Below are 16,070 nucleotides of genomic sequence, written 5' to 3'. Positions count from 1 at the left end.
TTTAGAAAAGCATCCTTATTGCTTGAAGCTAAACGCTTGGAGCCACAACCTCTATCCACGGTGTTCCCAAGGCAGCTTCTTCGGCAATAAGTCCTTCTTTCATAAAAACATGAGGAACTGTTTTTAGAAAGAAATTCTTATTGCTTGAAGCTAAACGCCTTGTGCCACAACCTTTTAGACAATCGTTGCTCCCAACGTATTTTCAAAATGTCTGAGCGCCCATTCATGCCCCATTTCATCAAAGCTTGCCACAGCATCCTTGTAAATAAATAAGTTATAACCCAAATTATACGCATCAACAGCCGTATGCAAGACGCAAATATCTGTGCAAACACCTGTTAAATATAAGTCTGTAATCTTTCTTTCTCGCAAGCGAATATCTAAGTCTGTTCCACTAAAAGCAGAATAATGTCTTTTATCGATCCAGTAAATGTTTTCTTGTTCTTGGTATTTTTGATAAAGTGGCGCTAACGTCCCAAATAATTCTCGACCATCAGTTCCAATTACGTTATGAGGTGGAAACAAACGATTCTCTGGATGAAATACATCTTTTGGATCATGGGCATCAATTGCGAATACCACATATTCATTTTCCTCAATAAATTCACGGGTATGTGCTGTAATTGCTGTTTCAATTGCTTGTCCCGCAGCACCCGTCGTCAATTTCCCATCAGTTGCAACGAAGTCATTTGTATAATCAATTGACACTAATGCTTTCATGTGTTTCCTCCTTAAACGAGATGTTTAACAAATTGGATAACCATTTCTGCTGAACGTTTACCTGCATCTTCAATAAACTCATCGAATGTTTGTGTCGCTGAGTGATCTGCTGTATCGCTCATTGCGCGTACAATCAAGAATGGAATATTGAATTGACGTGCCGTTTGTCCTACAGCTGCCCCTTCCATCTCACAAGCCAATGCTTCTGGGAAGTTCGTCAAGATTTCTTGTACTTTTTTTGGAGAATCTACGAATGTATCACCTGTTACAATCAAGCCTTCTTTTACATTTAAGTTGGTTGCGTTTGCTGCCTTCACCATTTCCGAACGTAAATAAGTACTTGCTTCATAATAAAGTGGCATTCCTGGTAATTGACCTGGTTCATAGCCAAATCCCGTTGCGTCTGCATCAAAATAGGCAACTTTATCTGAAACAACAATATCACCAACAGCTAAGCCTTCACCAATGCCACCGGCAGAACCAGTATTGATAACCATATTCACACCGTATTGTTGAATCAGTAAACTAGTTGTAATAGATGCCAATACTTTACCGATACCTGAGCGAACAACGATAACTTCATGTTTTCCCAGTGAGCCAGAAATGAATAATGCTCCTGCACGTTCCCAAGACAAAGGTTCACTTAAATTTTCTCGCAAAATTTTTACTTCTTCTTCCATTGCTCCGATAATACCGATTTTCATAAAAATTCCTTCTCTCTTAAATAAATATGATTGCCAAAATAACAACACAAAGCAACAAGATCACAATCGCTAATGCTTTCATCAAAAAAACATTCCACTTATGTGTTTTTTCTCGTTCACTTGTTCGAGTCTTCGTTACCTTTTGTTTCTTTTTACTTTCTTTACGATAAAAATTTGAGCTGTTAGCCGACTCTGGCTCACTCTGATTGTTTACCTGATAGTTGGTTTCATCAACTGGTTCTCTCAGTTGCTCTTCTTGTCGTTTTCGTAATTCTGAACGCGTAATCAGCGGTCCTTTGGCCATCAGCCGATCCCTCTACTTTCCTTTAGACAATAACGCCCAATACTGAATCGCAAAAATGGTTTTTGCATCGCAAATGACGCCTTCAGTCATTGCTTGTTTCGCCTCTGCCATTGTTAGCGCATAAAGTTCTAATACTTCATCTTCATCTTGCGCTAATGGATTCACAACTTTTTCTATGTTTGTTGCGTGATACACATGCAACAATTCATTAGCAAAACCTGGTGATAAATACATCGAGGTGATGTGGGTCATATCTTGTGCACGGTAGCCAGTTTCCTCTTCCAATTCTCTGCGTGCAGTTAATTCAGGTTCTTGTCCTTCTCCCGGATCAATTTTCCCAGCAGGAATTTCTAAAATCACTTTTTCTAGTGGTTTTCTAAACTGTTTGACTAACAATAAACGTTCTTGTTCATCAAAGGCGATGATTCCTACGCCACCCGGATGAAAAACTAATTCACGCTGAGCTATTTTTCCATCAGGTAAACGAACTTCATCTAAAGCGACATCAATAATTTTTCCATGAAAAATTTCTTTACGCGTCATTGTTTTTTCTTCAAATTGGTCATAATTCAGCATCCTGTTTCCTGCTTTCTTTTGTAATAATAACTGCTTTTTTTTATTTTTTCAATTTTCCTAGAAACTCCTTACTAGTTTACCATAGAAAAACCTTAGAATTTTCCTAAAATATGAAAATCCATCCTTAGCCCGATACTCTTTCTTAAGCTGGATATGCTAAAATAAAAGATGTAAACGGGAAATAAATCGAAACATCGATAGATACTCAATGGAAAGAATAATCTGGAGGGCATATTATGAAAAAACGAAAATGGCCATGGATTTTAGGAATCGGACTAATTCTGCTATTTGTTTCAAGCAGCGGAGATTCTTCGCTAATTAGTAGCTCAATCATTTTAGCCGGAATTTTATTGGTCTTATGGAAGCTATTTGGTTCTGGAAAAAATAAAAAACGTTCAAAAGAAATTCCTGAACTATCAGATGATTTAAAAGTTCACTATACAGAAGTTGGTATGACGCCAAGCGAAATTAATTTTTTTCGAGAAACAATGAATCACACAAAAACGCAAATCAATCGACTTCAAGTAAACTTAAATCAAACAGCAAAACTTAAAGCAATTGACCTACGTCACGACACCGTCAAAGCAGCCAAAGCACTCTTTAAAGAATTGGTCAAAGAGCCACATCGCTTACATGATGCTAGTCACTTTCTTTATACACATCTGCCAAACCTCATTGATTTGACGGATAAATATATCGAAATTAATAATCATGAAATCAAAAATAAGCAGACTTATGCAAAATTAGAAGAAAGTGCGCAGATCATCGATCAGGTTGCTAGCTTGATTGCGCAAGACTATCAACAATTTGTATCAGATGATTTAGATGACCTAGATTTAGAGATATCAGTTGCGAAACAAAACTTAAAACGTGATAATAGAAGAGAAGAAGACTAATCTTTTCTGAGTCACTCGAATAGTCAGCTAATGACTCGAAGCAGTTGCCGCTTTTTCGGTGTGCTTCGAGTTATTTTCAAACTTAGCTGTCAATTTCCGTCTCTCGGATTTTTTATACCATTTACCACAAGCCCTAAGGAGGAACTCAGATGGACAATAACAAGCCAAATGAACTAAAAAATGTTACACCTGTAGATAGTACGTTAGATGACCTATTAAACAATCCTTTTTCAACACCGACAGATACATTAACTCAAACGCAACAAGCAGAAATCAATGCTTTACAAGAGCAACAAGTCGCAACACGCTTGATTGATAAATTACCCCCAGAACGCCAGGAACAAGCAAAACAACTAGCTGGAAAGATTGATGCCACCGATGCACAATCAGTCATCAGTTATGGCTCTGCTGCGCAAACCAAACTAAGTGAATTTTCACAATCAATGCTGAATCATGTACAAGTACAAGACATTGGACCAGTTGGGGATTCTTTAACAGAATTGATGTATCGTTTACAAGAAGCAAATCCAGATGAGCTACGCGCTGGTGAAGGAAATATTTTCCAACGTGTTTTTGGTAAAGTAAAGCAATCTATTTATGAAGTAACTGCAAAATACCAAAAAATTGGTGCACAAATCGACAAAATTGCTGTTAAATTAGATAAAGAAAAAGATGGCCTACTAAAAGATAATTTAATGCTTGAACAGCTTTATCAAAAAAATAAAGACTATTTTGATGCGCTAAACATTTATATTGCCGCTGGGGAACTAAAAATGGAAGAGTTACAAACAACGACTATTCCTGAAGCAATGAAGAAAGCAGAAGAAACCGGCGATCAAATGGATGTCCAAATTGCTAACGACTACACCCAATTTTTAGATCGTTTAGATAAGCGTACCCACGATTTACGTTTAGCAAGACAAATCACGATTCAACAAGCACCACAAATTCGGCTGATTCAGAATACCAACCAAGCACTAGCAGAAAAAATTCAAGCTTCGGTTGCGACAGCGATTCCTTTATGGAAAAACCAAGTTGTCATTGCGTTGACGTTGCTTCGTCAAAAAGATGCTGTCACTGCGCAACGTCAAGTTTCTGAAACAACCAATGACTTGCTGAAGAAAAACTCAGAAATGTTGAAAATTTCTGCTATTGAAACGGCGAAAGAAAACGAACGAGGAATTGTGGACATCGAAACACTACAAAAAACACAAAATGATCTCGTTGAAACAATCCAAGAAACTTTACGTATCCAACAAGAAGGTAAAGAAAAACGTCGCCATGCAGAACTTGAACTATCAAATATGGAAGAAGACTTGAAACAAAAATTACTTGATTTAACACAATAAAGTGACTAAAAAGGTTGTGGCACAAGGCGTTTAGCTTCAAGCAATAAGAATTTCTTTCTAAAAACAGTTCCTCATGTTTTTATGAAAGAAGGACTTATTGCCGAAGAAGCTGCCTTGGGAACACCGTGGATAAAGGTTATGGCTCCAAGCGGTCAGCTCCGAAAAATAAAAAGTAACTGGCAAAAATAGCTTTTCATATTTTTGATCAGTTACAGATTATTTCGAGGAGTTGCTTGGGGAACACCGTAGATAGAGGTTGTGGCTCCAAGCGGTCAGCTCCGAAAAATAAAAAGTAACTGGCAAAAATAGCTTTTCATATTTTTGGTCAGTTACAGATTATTTCGAGGAGTTGCTTGGGGAACACCGTGGATAGAGGTTGTGGCTCCATTAGCATCAATAAATAAGCCCAGAATTACTTCTGAAACACCATTTCTTTGAAAAAAAGGGGTTGTGACAAAATCATTGTCACAACCCCTTTTTCATTGTCATTTATTCAATTATTACTCGCCTTGTTGTTGATTCATAACGCTATTTTTATACCCGTAAGTAAAGTAGATAAGCAAGCCAATCACCATAACGATTGCAAAAACGATCCACGTAATCGCCTGTAAACGTAACATCAATACCACGCAAGTCAAAATAGAAATCACCGGTAGAACTGGTACAAACGGCACTTTGAATTCTCCCGCTTTTGGTTGACCAAATTGCTTTCTTAATTTCAACAATCCTAAACTTACCAGAATCAAGTAAGTTAACGCTGTGATATTAGTTAATTCAGCTAAAATATCAAGTGGAAATGCCCCAGCAAAAAAGACTGCTACCACACCGGCTGTATAAGTTGCTTTTTTAGGTGTCCGATGTTTTTCGTCAATCTCCGTCATGTATTTTGGCAACAAACCATCTTTACTAATCGCAAATAACAATCTGGCTAAAGAATACATCATTGAAATCGTCACTGTTAATAACGTCAGTATCGCTCCGACTGCAATAATTGCCCCGACTGTATCATGGCCTACATAACGCATCGCAAACGCTACTGGATCACTCACACCTAATTCTGTAAATGGTACAATTCCTGTTAAAATCAACGTCACTACAATATATAAAACTGTCGCAATTAAAATCGAACCAATAATTCCTCTTGGAACATCTTTTTGTGGATTTTTCACTTCCTCAGCTGCCATTGCTACCGCATCAAAACCTAGAAAGGCAAAAAAGACTAGTGCCGCCCCATCTAACACACCTGAAAAACCAAATGGCGTAAACGGTGTCCAATTTGCAGGTTTTACAAAAAAGATTCCTACAACAATAAATAAAGCAATAATTCCAAATTTAACAAATACCATTACATTATTTAAACGCAAAGCTTTCTTTGCTTCCAATGAAACGATATAAGTTACAAACACAACAACTAAGATCGCAATTAGATCCAGATACGTACCCTTTCCAGGATTATATCCTCCGGTTAATGCTGTCGGTAATTCCACACCCAGACTAGCCAAAAATCCTTGAACATATCCAGACCAACCAGATGCAACTGATGATACAGCTAGTAAAAATTCGCCTATCAGCAACCAACCAGTCAACCATGCAATGAATTCCCCAAATACGACGTACAGATACGCATATGGCCCACCAAGTATTGGTACGCGTGATGCAAATTCAGCAAAACTTAGTCCTGATAGAATAACAACAACTGCCGCTAGAACGAACGAAAGTGACAGTGCTGGGCCTGCATTTTGATTGGCCGCAACTCCTGTCACTACAAATATTCCGGTTCCGATGATTGCACCAATACCTAGCATAATCAAATCCGTTGTTTTTAATTCTTTTTTCATACCACTCGTTTGATTGAGCTCGATCTTTTTCTTACGAAATAAATCCATTGAAGTTCCTCCCCATTTTAGGTTGGAAAACAGTAATTAAACTGTTTTCATATACCCTAAAAGGATACCACCTAAAATGACTAGAAGGCAACCAACAATCACGTAAACCATTTCTTTTTTGGTTTTGTGTTCGCCTAAAATGAAAATACCACCTAAAGTTGAGATGATGATTCCCATTTGTGATAAAGAAAACCCTACTGCTAAGCCTAGTGATTTAACTGTTAACAACATACAAATATTACCGATTCCCCAAAGTAAGCCAGAAATCATGTTTTTCCAAACAAATTGATCGATTTTAACTTTTTTAAAGGCAAAGAAACTTGCACCTAAAATCATCCCAACACTTTGTGGCAAGATAATTGACCATGCGTCAAGATGTGCCCAAGTAATGATAATCGTGTAGACGCCATAACCTAATGTTGAATAGATTAATGCTCTAAAACCCTTTCCAAAATCAAGCATTTTATTATCCGTGTTTACTTTTCCGTCCTCATCTTGGCGGGCAGTCAAATAAGCACCGCTTACAAGTAACGCTAAAGCAATAAAACCGTAAATAAAATCTTTTGTTTGCGTCCATTCATGGAAGAACACCGCGCCCGCAATCGTATTCAAAATCAATTGAAAACCAGTTGATAATGGCAAGCCAACAGATACACCCATAAATTTCATTCCATGGAATTGACCGTTTTGACCAACGCTCCACGCTAAACCAGATAAAAATCCGATCAAGAAAATCCAAGGGGTAATTACTGGATTTACTACAAAAAATAAGACTAAAGAAAACAAGAATGCACCTATGGTCATTCCTAAAGTTTGTTGATTGGCATCGCCACCAATTTTTCCGCTGACTAAGCCGATACTTCCCCAAGCAAGCATAGGGATTAATGCTATTAATATTTCCATAACTTTTCTCCTTTTATTTCACATGTAAAGAAACTTATCAGGGAAAACGTTAACAACACAAGCAAATTTTTTCTTTTCTAACGATTTTCTAACGTTCTTCATTGTAGAAATTTAAGGTTGGAAATAAAATAGTCATCGTTGTACCATGATTTTGGATTGAATCCGCGGTTAATTTCAGACCTAATTTTTCTGCCAGATTCTTTGCTAAATACAGACCTAAACCTGTTGAATGCTGCTGCGTCAAGCGGCCATTGACACCTGTGAAGCCCTTGTCAAAAATTCGTTTTACATCTTCAGTAGGGATACCAATTCCAGAATCTTTCACCGCTAAAGTTACTCCCTGAGCTGTTGTTTCGATTAAAATCATGATTTCTCCATGATTTGGTGTGTATTTGATTGCATTACTTAATAATTGTTTGAAAATAAATGCAACCCATTTCGCATCGGTTAATACCACGGCATCCTCGCCAATAATCTCATAACGGATTTGTTTTTGAATAAAATAATTGGCTTGACTGCGAATCACAGGTTGGATAATTCCTTTTAAGCTATACTCTTGGATTAAATAATCTCTCGAAAAACTATCTAAGCGTGCGTAGTATAACACTTGCTCAACATACTCATCAATTTTTGACAGCTCATTTTCTAATAACATATACTTTTTATCATCAATATCAAATTCAACCGAACGCACCAACAATTCTGAAGCTGCTAAAGGCACTTTGATTTCATGCACCCATGAATCAATGTAATCTTTTTGATCCTGTTGATTACTGATTGCTTGCTGCATCAGTTCTTGATGTTCTCGAATCAGTTGATTGATATATTCTTCAACTAGCTTCTCTTCTTCTGTATGACCGCCCTCTAAGTAACTTTGCAAAGGAGAATGTTCTTTCACGTTTGCCAAATGTGCCCACCAGCGACGTTTTCCGAGGTAACCACCTAATAAATAAAATGCTAAAAAAACACTTTGGATAACAGTCAGATAAGCAATCGTTTCCCAATCAACTACGATATTAGGCGCTAACCACATAACGAAAGCTGTCAATATCATGAAAAAAAGCCAGCCTAAAATTAAAGACCATTGATCTTTTAAATACCTAAAAAAATTCATTGGCTATTGTCCGCCCTTTCTAAGGAACAATATATCCTTGTCCAACTTTTGTTTCAATGTAGCCCATGATTCCGGCTTGTTCGATTTTTCTTCGCAAGCGATTGATATTCACGGTCAACGTATTGTCATCAACAAAACGTTCATCATCCCACAAAGCGCGCAATAACTTTTCACGACTTAAAATTTTCCCATGTTGCTTCATTAAAATAAATAATAATCGATATTCATTTTTACTTAGATCAATGATTTCTCCGTCAATTTCCATACTGCCATTATCAACGTTTAACGTGATGCCATTATGACTCATCATTTCACTAGACAGTTCCGTATAATTGTAAGATCGACGCAATAGCGCGTTGATCTTAGCAATCAACACGTCCACTTGAAATGGTTTGGTTACAAAATCATCTGCTCCCATATTCATTGCCATAATCATATCCATATTCGTATTACGGCTTGAGATAAAAATAATTGGTACTTTTGATACTTCGCGAATTTTTTGACACCAGTAATAACCATCGAAAACTGGAAGATTGATATCTAATAAAACTAATTGCGGTGCTTCTTCTTCAAAATCCGAAAAAACTTGATTAAAATCAGTTGTTCCAAACGTTTCAAATTGCCACTTTTCTAACTCTTCCATAATTAGCTGACGAATGACTTCTTCGTCTTCGACTACCATGATTTTTGCCATCGACTAATCCTCCCACTTTCTCTTCTTGCATCTACAATAGCAAACCCCACAGCCCATGACAACTGTGGTTTCCGTTTCTTTATAATTGATTATAAATGTTTGAACGATTAAAAAACAAAAAAACGTAAAAACTGACAGCTAAGTCAGCTCTTACGTTCAAATATTCTTTCATTAATACTATTAAACAAGGTCTACTTGTACTTCGATATTTCCCTTAGTTGCTTTTGAATAAGGGCAAAATTCATGTGCATCATCAACTAATTTTCGTGCTTCTTCTTCACTAACACCTTCCACATGAGCTTCTAGAACAACACCAATTTGGTAGCCACCATCATCTAATGTGTAAAGTGAAACGCGTGCTTTAACTGTTGAATCAGCATCTAAGCCTGCTTCTTTGACCATGTGCTGTAATGCACCATTAAAACATGAAGCATATCCCGCTGCAAATAATTGTTCAGGATTTGTTCCCTCCGCATGGATTCCTGGTGGTGTGATCTTCATGTGCATTGAACCATTTGGTGCTTCGACTGAGCCTTCTCGCCCGCCATGGTTAATCATCGCTGTTTCGTATAATTTTTTCATTGTACTACTCCTTTCGACTTTCTTACTACACTTCTAGTGTAAGCCTATTGGAGACGTTTATTCAAAGAATCTGCTCATTCAAATGCTAAAATGCCATCTTCAACTAGTTTACCAAAAAACATAAAAATACCACTTGTAAATAACAACGTCATGTTTGTTCCAAAATAAATAGCTAATTTTTCTAGATAATCCTTAATTTTATTGATTTTAAGATACATATATACTAAAAAATTTACTCCATACACCAACACAGTCAAAAAAATAATCATACCCGTCATCATTTTTTCCTCCTCCATTACCAGAAAACGAACAAACTTCCCCACCTTTTGACTTCTTTCTTGCCCTAACTCAGATAGATCTTCCAGCCACTCAAGCTCGCTTTTAGAACGCTTTCATAAATAAGTCCTGCAAATAACTACCAAAAATTCAAGTTCACAATCTTTGTGTCAAAAACAGTTCTAGCTATTACTACTACTTATTATTTGACTTTGGCGTTATTCGCGCATACTTTCTAATTTTTCGGCGAATGCTTGTGCTTCACTTTCTGAACGACAAACGACGATAAATGTATCAAAGCCTGCAATTGTCGCTGCAACTTCTGGATAAGCAACTTCATCCAACCAGTTTGTTACCACATCTGCTCCATTTTTTTCAGTTAACACAACAACCATAAATTGGACTGTCTCAATTCGTAAAACTTCTCGCTTAACGGCAGAGCGCAAACGTTGCTCATTTAACGAAACGGATGGTTGACTAAAAAGAGAATAACGAACACGTTGCTCTTCGTCTTGAACCTTAATCACTTTCATTTCACGAATATCACGAGAAATTGTTGCTTGAGTTGCACTAACACCCGATTCCTCTAATCGTGCAAGCAACTCTTCTTGCGTGCTAATTGGATATTCTGTAATTATTTGGCGAATCAATGCCTGTCGTTGACTTTTTTTCATCCTGGACACCTCTCTCATCCATAATTATAACAAACTTACTCAATCATTTGCGTGTTTACTTTAGAAATTACTTCTGATTCGCCTATTTTTTTGCAATGCGCACACGTAAAATTGTTTTTCGTTTTTCTGGTGCCACTCTTCTAGGATCACTTAGATAGATTTCTTTATGCTCTTTGGATACTCGATAATAGCCTTCTTCTTCAAGAAAAGCGGTTAATTTTTCAAAACTCTCCTGCTCCTCATCATAAGAACCAATGTGTAAAATTTGTCCAACTACCCCTTCTTCAATCGCCTCGAATTGTAATTGTGTAAGCAAATCTTCGGGAATTTTTTTTGCCGAACGCTCAATTGCAAGCTGGGCAATCTCTGGTGTCACGAAATCAGGTTGTTTAATCATCAATTGATAAGCAAAATGGTCTTTTAGCATCACTTTTTCCTGCAAATACTTTTCTTGTAATCCCCATTGACCTTCTAATGGATAGACAGTATAGGGTTGATAACCAGGAATGTTCCAATTATTTTTCGGTGACATTTTAATTGCATAACTCACTGGATATAATGTCCCAATACGTCGTTGGAAATCTTCTTGGTTTGGATCTCCTACACCTTTAATTGTGAAAAAATTTTGTTCAGGCAATTCTAAAATCTGTGGTTTTTTTGTTACCCGATAGCCTGGTTCAGCTTTACGCCATTCAATTTTATCCATTTTGTTTTTCTCCTACCCTTGCTTTATGTATTTACGATTTTTTTGATTTGTTTCCATTTTCACACTCCATTCAATCATAACCTTTTTGAGGATCCTTGACTAATCTTATTGACATAAAATTTGAGTCTATGCTAAAATAATCCCAGCAAACAATCGTACAGATAACACGTAAATGCGTGTCGAGAGAGAGGCGGTTTCTATTTTTTAATAGAAATCTTCTCTCTTTTTTTGCGAAATTTTTAAGAGGTGAAATGTATGACAAAACAAAAAGAACTACTACTTGTTCCCGCAGTGATTGCAACTGGTATTATGTCCTTCGCAGGTGTTCTGATTGAAACTGCGATGAACGTAACTTTTCCAACGCTGATTACTCAATTTGATTTGACAACGGCTCAAGTCCAATGGGTAACAACGATTTACTTATTGATGATTTCAATCATCGTGCCGTTATCAACCTATTTAAACCGCAATTTTAGTATTCGAAAATTATTTTTATTTTCAAATTTTCTGTTTCTTGCTGGTATCTTAGTTGATTTTTTCTCACCAACTTTCATGATTCTCCTAATGGGGCGCCTATTACAAGGGATTGCGACTGGTATCGCGCTTCCATTGATGTTTCATATCATTTTGACGTATGCCCCCATGAATCGCCGTGGTACGATGATTGGTGTCGGAACATTGACTACTGCAATTGCTCCGGCTATTGGACCAACTTATGGTGGAATTTTGACCTCCGCTTTTACTTGGAATCACATTTTTCTATTCCTTGTACCAGTTTTACTGATTTCATTAGTGATTGGTCTATTCTCCATCCCAGAAACAAGTGTAGAAAAAGGTGGCCACTTAGATTTTCTTAGCGTACTAGGTTTATGTTTACTTTTCAGCGGTGCTTTAACCTTCCTGAGCACGATTGGTCAGCTAATTAGTTGGCTTGCTTTGATTATCGCAATCATTGGTTTCTTTTTATTCTATCAACGTTCGAAAACAATCGAGCAACCATTGATTCGCTTATCAATTTTATCTAACAAAACCTTCCGATTATTTCTATTTAGTTTCTTAATTTATCAATTTCTATTACTTGGTGTTTCATTTGTCCTACCAAATTTCATTCAAATCGTTCAGGGAGATACTGCCTTTATCGCTGGTTTGTCCATGCTTCCGGGAGCCGCAATCGGTGCGATTTTATCTCCATTCTCTGGAAAATTACTCGACCAACATGGACCTAAAAAACCAATCTTAGTTGGTTTGATCTTATCCTTCATTGGTTGGTTGGCGCTCGTTCTATTGATTGGTCATGCTTCTTTGATTTGGTTAGTGGCTTGTCATGTTTTCTACATGATTGGTATCGGACTTTCCTACAGCAATATGATGACTACTGGGATGAACGCCTTAAGCGAAGAGTTACAAGGAGATGGAAATGCGCTATTCAACACTCTTCAACAATTCTCTGGTGCGATTGCTACATCACTGGTAGCAATCATTATCAACCTTGTACAAGACCATTCCACTTTGAATTATGAAGCAGCTACTACTTTAGGTTCAAAAGCAGCACTCGGTGTTTTACTTGTCTTGCTGATTATCAGCTTTGCTCAATTCATGCCTTACTATTTAAATAAAAAATAAAATTAAACGAAAGAAGATGGGTGTTTGCATCCATCTTCTTTTTGTGTAAGAATGAGAACGAAAAAGGAGGCTCTTTTATGGAAAAAATTGCCATTATTGGCGGTGGAATCATCGGTATGACCCTCGCAAATTACTTAGATACAACAAAATTCGAGGTCACTTTATTCGATGACGCTACTGGTCAAGCAACAAAAGCCAGTGCAGGAATAATTTCTCCTTGGCTTTCCAAAAGACGGAACAAACAGTGGTATCAACTAGCAAAAGATGGTGCTGCTTTCTTCGATAAATTGATTCAAGATTTTCAACTGGATTCAACCATTTATGATCGTTCAGGAACTCTTTTATTACGTCCTCAAGAAGACTTAATTTCACTTGCAGAATTAGCGGAGGAACGCAAAAAGGAAGCACCAGAAATCGGTGATATCGAACTACTAACACCAACTCAAACGGCCACTAAACTTGAACTGCTTAAACCAGCACCTTCACTTCATATCAGTGGTGGAGGAAAACTTGACGGCAAAGCTTATTTAACGCAACTAGCAAAACGATTAACCCATCAGCAAGTGGCAATTATCAATGATTGCGTTTCGTTTCAACCAAAAGGTGATGCATGGTTGATTCAAGGCGATTTTGGTGAAAAACTAGTTGATCGAATCATTCTTACTCCGGGTCCCGCATTAAAACCTTTGCTGGAAACAATTGGCTATACAGTTGATATTCGACCTCAAAAAGGACAATTATTAGTTTTTGACTCTCCATATCAACACAGTAGCGAATGGCCCGTAGCGATGCTTGATGGTGAAGCTGATTTTATTCCGTTCATGTCTGGTAAAATTTTGATTGGTGCCACGCATGAAAACGACGGTGGTTGGGACTTAGCTCCTACTAAAACAGCTTATGAAATGCTTACTACTCACACGAAACAATTTTTAGCAAAACCGGAGCAACTAAACGATTGGCACTATCATTTTCGTGTGGGTACTCGTGCATATACGTCTGATTTTTCACCATTTTTCGGTTCGGTTCCAGATGATCCCACCTTATTAGTTGCAAGCGGGCTAGGTTCCTCTGGTTTAACAACAGGTCCTTATATCGGGTATTTGTTAGCGGACTACCTAAACACGGGAAATTGGCAGAAAAAAAATTATCAAAAAGAAATAAAAACTTACATCTCGAAGTCAGTTAGTTGAGTGTGAGTTAAAAAAAGAGCGGACATCTGTCTCGCTCTTTTTTGTTCTTCTTGTTCACTTGATAGGTCAATCAATCATTAATTTACCCCAAAAAATTTGTTAAAATCATCTCTTTCTCCTATACTGCAAACCAATATGTTGTCTGCTCTCAAAAGATGACTGTTTGATTTCCACAAGCTCTCTTTATTTCTTCAACTTTTTCAATAATCGTTCCAAATATTCCGTTGCTTCAGCAGGAAGTTCATGGTATCCCTCTAAAAGCTCTGCTTGTTCTTGCAGAAATTGATTTCTTGAACTCAACCGCTGATACAAACGTTCTTGATAAGTTACCTCATTAAATCGCTCAGAAAATCCAGCTATCGGTAAATAAGACAATTCTGTTAACTTTCCTAGTGGCAGAAATTGCACTTGTTTTTTAGCAATAGCCTCTACACTTTTCAACGTGATTTCAGGTGTAATTTTTTTTTGGTCAAAAAATCCTGTATTTAAAATATAGCAATCGGTGTTTTGTTGCTCAAACAGCTCTTTAAAAGCTTGATAGTCTTCAGCTAATGGATATACTCTAAATGGATTAGCGTATGGAACGAAGACTAGCTGATCCACTTCTTCTTGATTTCGAATGTTTTCTGCACTTGACCGTTTTGTTGCTAATGTTGCACCGAAAATTGCGGCTAAGATAGGATCATTCATTTTAACAACCGGCGGAAAAATATCATCTTTCATAATCCAAAAAACTGCGTCGATTTTATCATCCAAATGATCTACACGATTTGGCGTAACAAATCGTGATTTGATTGCCCGACCATTGCCATTACGAATATCTTCAGTCACCAATACTTTTTTCCCAGAGTCATTCAGCGTCACCCCCACATTTTGACAGGTTAAAAATGATGCAATTGTTGGATCATCTGAAGCATAGTCTTGTGTTTTATCAAAGTAGGCTGGCTCAAGTGCCGTGGTTGATCCTTTTGTTTTTGAGATGACAAACGCATCATCATGCAGCACAGTTACTACATCATCTGCGCGTTTTGCTAACGTAATCGTTGACTTTCCAGAACCAGATAAGCCAAAAACGGCCATCGTGTAATGATGTGATGGAAATTGATATTGCTTCAGTCCTCCATGACACGCAATGAAACCATTTCGATTTGCTAGCGCCCAAGCAAGAGTCAGCGTTGCTTTTTTTAGCTCACCAAAGTAACGTAGTCCCAAAACAGCTGCTACATTATGCACAGCATCAATCAATACCAAGCCATCAGGAAACGCTGGGTTTTGCCATTCTGGATCAGCAAAGATGTACAAGTCGCCCTCATGATATGTTTGCGAATGCTGATACTCGTTTTCAATTTCTGCTGTTAACGCTTGAAAGTTCAATAAATACGAGTATAGATTATTCTCAAAACCTTCAGGAATCAGCACATGTGCTTTAACTGAAAATTCCTGGTCCAACCCAACAATGACTTCACCATGATAAAACTGACGTGTTCTACTTTGATAAATTGCTTCCCGTAAAATTTTTTCATACTTCACCTGGTTAATCTCTGGTTCACCGATTACCCTACGTGCTGCCGCAGTTCGACCAACAATTTCACCATCATTAAAAACTAAAACTTTGCTATCTTTTGGAAGTTTTAACTCTTCTGTGTGAGAGACAGCTAAATCTGTCACGATCGTCCCAGGACTACTAGCTGCTAACTGATATGCTTGTGCTAAATGCTCGATCACTTGTACATTATTTCCATAAAATGCTGTTTCAATTATTACTCGAATACTCGAAAATAAGCTGCTCTTTGAGTTGATTGCTGCTTGTGGATATCCCGTTATCGTACTCATCCGCTCACCTTCCTTTTTTAAATCAAAAATAGAAAACGCT

At 37.4% G+C, this 16,070-nt stretch carries 17 protein-coding genes; 4 read left to right on the top strand and 13 right to left on the bottom strand.

Annotation, left to right across the window (positions count from 1 at the left end):
* Positions 1-174: 174 nt before the first annotated feature.
* Genes IGJ66_RS02140 through IGJ66_RS02125 form a run of 4 tightly spaced genes read right to left on the bottom strand, consistent with a single transcriptional unit; the run spans position 175 to position 2,304 of the window.
* The gene (locus IGJ66_RS02140) at positions 175-720 is read right to left on the bottom strand and encodes a cysteine hydrolase family protein (RefSeq protein ID WP_067485311.1); all 546 of its coding nucleotides are present in this window, start codon (positions 718-720) and stop codon (positions 175-177) included.
* An 11-nt stretch (positions 721-731) separates the two neighbouring features.
* Positions 732-1,424: a 5'-methylthioadenosine/adenosylhomocysteine nucleosidase gene (locus tag IGJ66_RS02135; RefSeq protein WP_071868776.1), complete on the bottom strand. Its 693-nt coding sequence runs from the start codon at positions 1,422-1,424 to the stop codon at positions 732-734.
* 16 nt (positions 1,425-1,440) lie between these two features.
* Positions 1,441-1,728 (bottom strand): cell wall synthase accessory phosphoprotein MacP, encoded by a 288-nt coding sequence (gene macP, locus IGJ66_RS02130; protein WP_067485317.1) that lies wholly within the window; start codon positions 1,726-1,728, stop codon positions 1,441-1,443.
* 12 nt (positions 1,729-1,740) lie between these two features.
* Entirely contained in the window at positions 1,741-2,304 is a 564-nt protein-coding gene (locus IGJ66_RS02125) for an NUDIX hydrolase (RefSeq protein WP_067485320.1), read from the bottom strand.
* Positions 2,305-2,540: 236 nt separating this feature from the next.
* Between IGJ66_RS02125 and IGJ66_RS02120 the strand changes: the two genes are divergently transcribed.
* Entirely contained in the window at positions 2,541-3,200 is a 660-nt protein-coding gene (locus IGJ66_RS02120) for a 5-bromo-4-chloroindolyl phosphate hydrolysis family protein (RefSeq protein ID WP_067485323.1), read from the top strand.
* 149 nt (positions 3,201-3,349) lie between these two features.
* On the top strand, positions 3,350-4,549 hold the full coding sequence (locus IGJ66_RS02115; RefSeq protein WP_067485325.1) for a toxic anion resistance protein: 1,200 nt from the start codon (positions 3,350-3,352) through the stop codon (positions 4,547-4,549).
* Positions 4,550-5,049: 500 nt separating this feature from the next.
* On the opposite strand, the gene IGJ66_RS02110 is transcribed toward IGJ66_RS02115, so the two are convergent.
* The 8 genes from IGJ66_RS02110 to IGJ66_RS02075 all read right to left on the bottom strand — a co-directional run bounded on the left by IGJ66_RS02110 (position 5,050) and on the right by IGJ66_RS02075 (position 11,384).
* Complete coding sequence (locus tag IGJ66_RS02110) at positions 5,050-6,435, bottom strand: amino acid permease (protein ID WP_067485331.1); 1,386 nt, start codon at positions 6,433-6,435, stop codon at positions 5,050-5,052.
* A 36-nt stretch (positions 6,436-6,471) separates the two neighbouring features.
* Positions 6,472-7,338: a GRP family sugar transporter gene (locus IGJ66_RS02105; RefSeq protein WP_067485334.1), complete on the bottom strand. Its 867-nt coding sequence runs from the start codon at positions 7,336-7,338 to the stop codon at positions 6,472-6,474.
* An 88-nt stretch (positions 7,339-7,426) separates the two neighbouring features.
* The gene (gene sapS / locus IGJ66_RS02100) at positions 7,427-8,452 is read right to left on the bottom strand and encodes a two-component system sensor histidine kinase SapS (protein WP_067485337.1); all 1,026 of its coding nucleotides are present in this window, start codon (positions 8,450-8,452) and stop codon (positions 7,427-7,429) included.
* 19 nt (positions 8,453-8,471) lie between these two features.
* Entirely contained in the window at positions 8,472-9,146 is a 675-nt protein-coding gene (sapR, locus tag IGJ66_RS02095; protein WP_067485340.1) for a two-component system response regulator SapR, read from the bottom strand.
* A 180-nt stretch (positions 9,147-9,326) separates the two neighbouring features.
* Positions 9,327-9,728 (bottom strand): organic hydroperoxide resistance protein, encoded by a 402-nt coding sequence (locus IGJ66_RS02090; protein WP_067485342.1) that lies wholly within the window; start codon positions 9,726-9,728, stop codon positions 9,327-9,329.
* Positions 9,729-9,802: 74 nt separating this feature from the next.
* Positions 9,803-10,009 (bottom strand): hypothetical protein, encoded by a 207-nt coding sequence (locus IGJ66_RS02085; RefSeq protein ID WP_067485345.1) that lies wholly within the window; start codon positions 10,007-10,009, stop codon positions 9,803-9,805.
* A gap of 213 nt (positions 10,010-10,222) precedes the next feature.
* Positions 10,223-10,678: an arginine repressor gene (locus IGJ66_RS02080; RefSeq protein ID WP_067485348.1), complete on the bottom strand. Its 456-nt coding sequence runs from the start codon at positions 10,676-10,678 to the stop codon at positions 10,223-10,225.
* An 82-nt stretch (positions 10,679-10,760) separates the two neighbouring features.
* Entirely contained in the window at positions 10,761-11,384 is a 624-nt protein-coding gene (locus IGJ66_RS02075; RefSeq protein WP_270660569.1) for a GyrI-like domain-containing protein, read from the bottom strand.
* A 255-nt stretch (positions 11,385-11,639) separates the two neighbouring features.
* Between IGJ66_RS02075 and IGJ66_RS02070 the strand changes: the two genes are divergently transcribed.
* Together IGJ66_RS02070 and IGJ66_RS02065 are read left to right on the top strand one after the other, a co-directional pair.
* The gene (locus IGJ66_RS02070; protein WP_095803414.1) at positions 11,640-13,007 is read left to right on the top strand and encodes an MFS transporter; all 1,368 of its coding nucleotides are present in this window, start codon (positions 11,640-11,642) and stop codon (positions 13,005-13,007) included.
* Positions 13,008-13,084: 77 nt separating this feature from the next.
* Positions 13,085-14,197: an NAD(P)/FAD-dependent oxidoreductase gene (locus tag IGJ66_RS02065; RefSeq protein WP_430616755.1), complete on the top strand. Its 1,113-nt coding sequence runs from the start codon at positions 13,085-13,087 to the stop codon at positions 14,195-14,197.
* A gap of 183 nt (positions 14,198-14,380) precedes the next feature.
* Here the strand turns inward: IGJ66_RS02065 and IGJ66_RS02060 are convergent, their stop codons facing one another.
* Complete coding sequence (locus IGJ66_RS02060; RefSeq protein WP_430616754.1) at positions 14,381-16,030, bottom strand: phosphoenolpyruvate carboxykinase (ATP); 1,650 nt, start codon at positions 16,028-16,030, stop codon at positions 14,381-14,383.
* Positions 16,031-16,070 lie beyond the last annotated feature (40 nt).

The organism is Enterococcus sp. DIV0176, from assembly GCF_050528535.1.
GTDB classification, from domain to species: Bacteria; Bacillota; Bacilli; order Lactobacillales; family Enterococcaceae; genus Enterococcus_B; species Enterococcus_B thailandicus.
The sequence above is the reverse complement of the archived record's forward strand: the minus strand, read 5'-3'. Positions and strand labels throughout refer to the sequence as shown.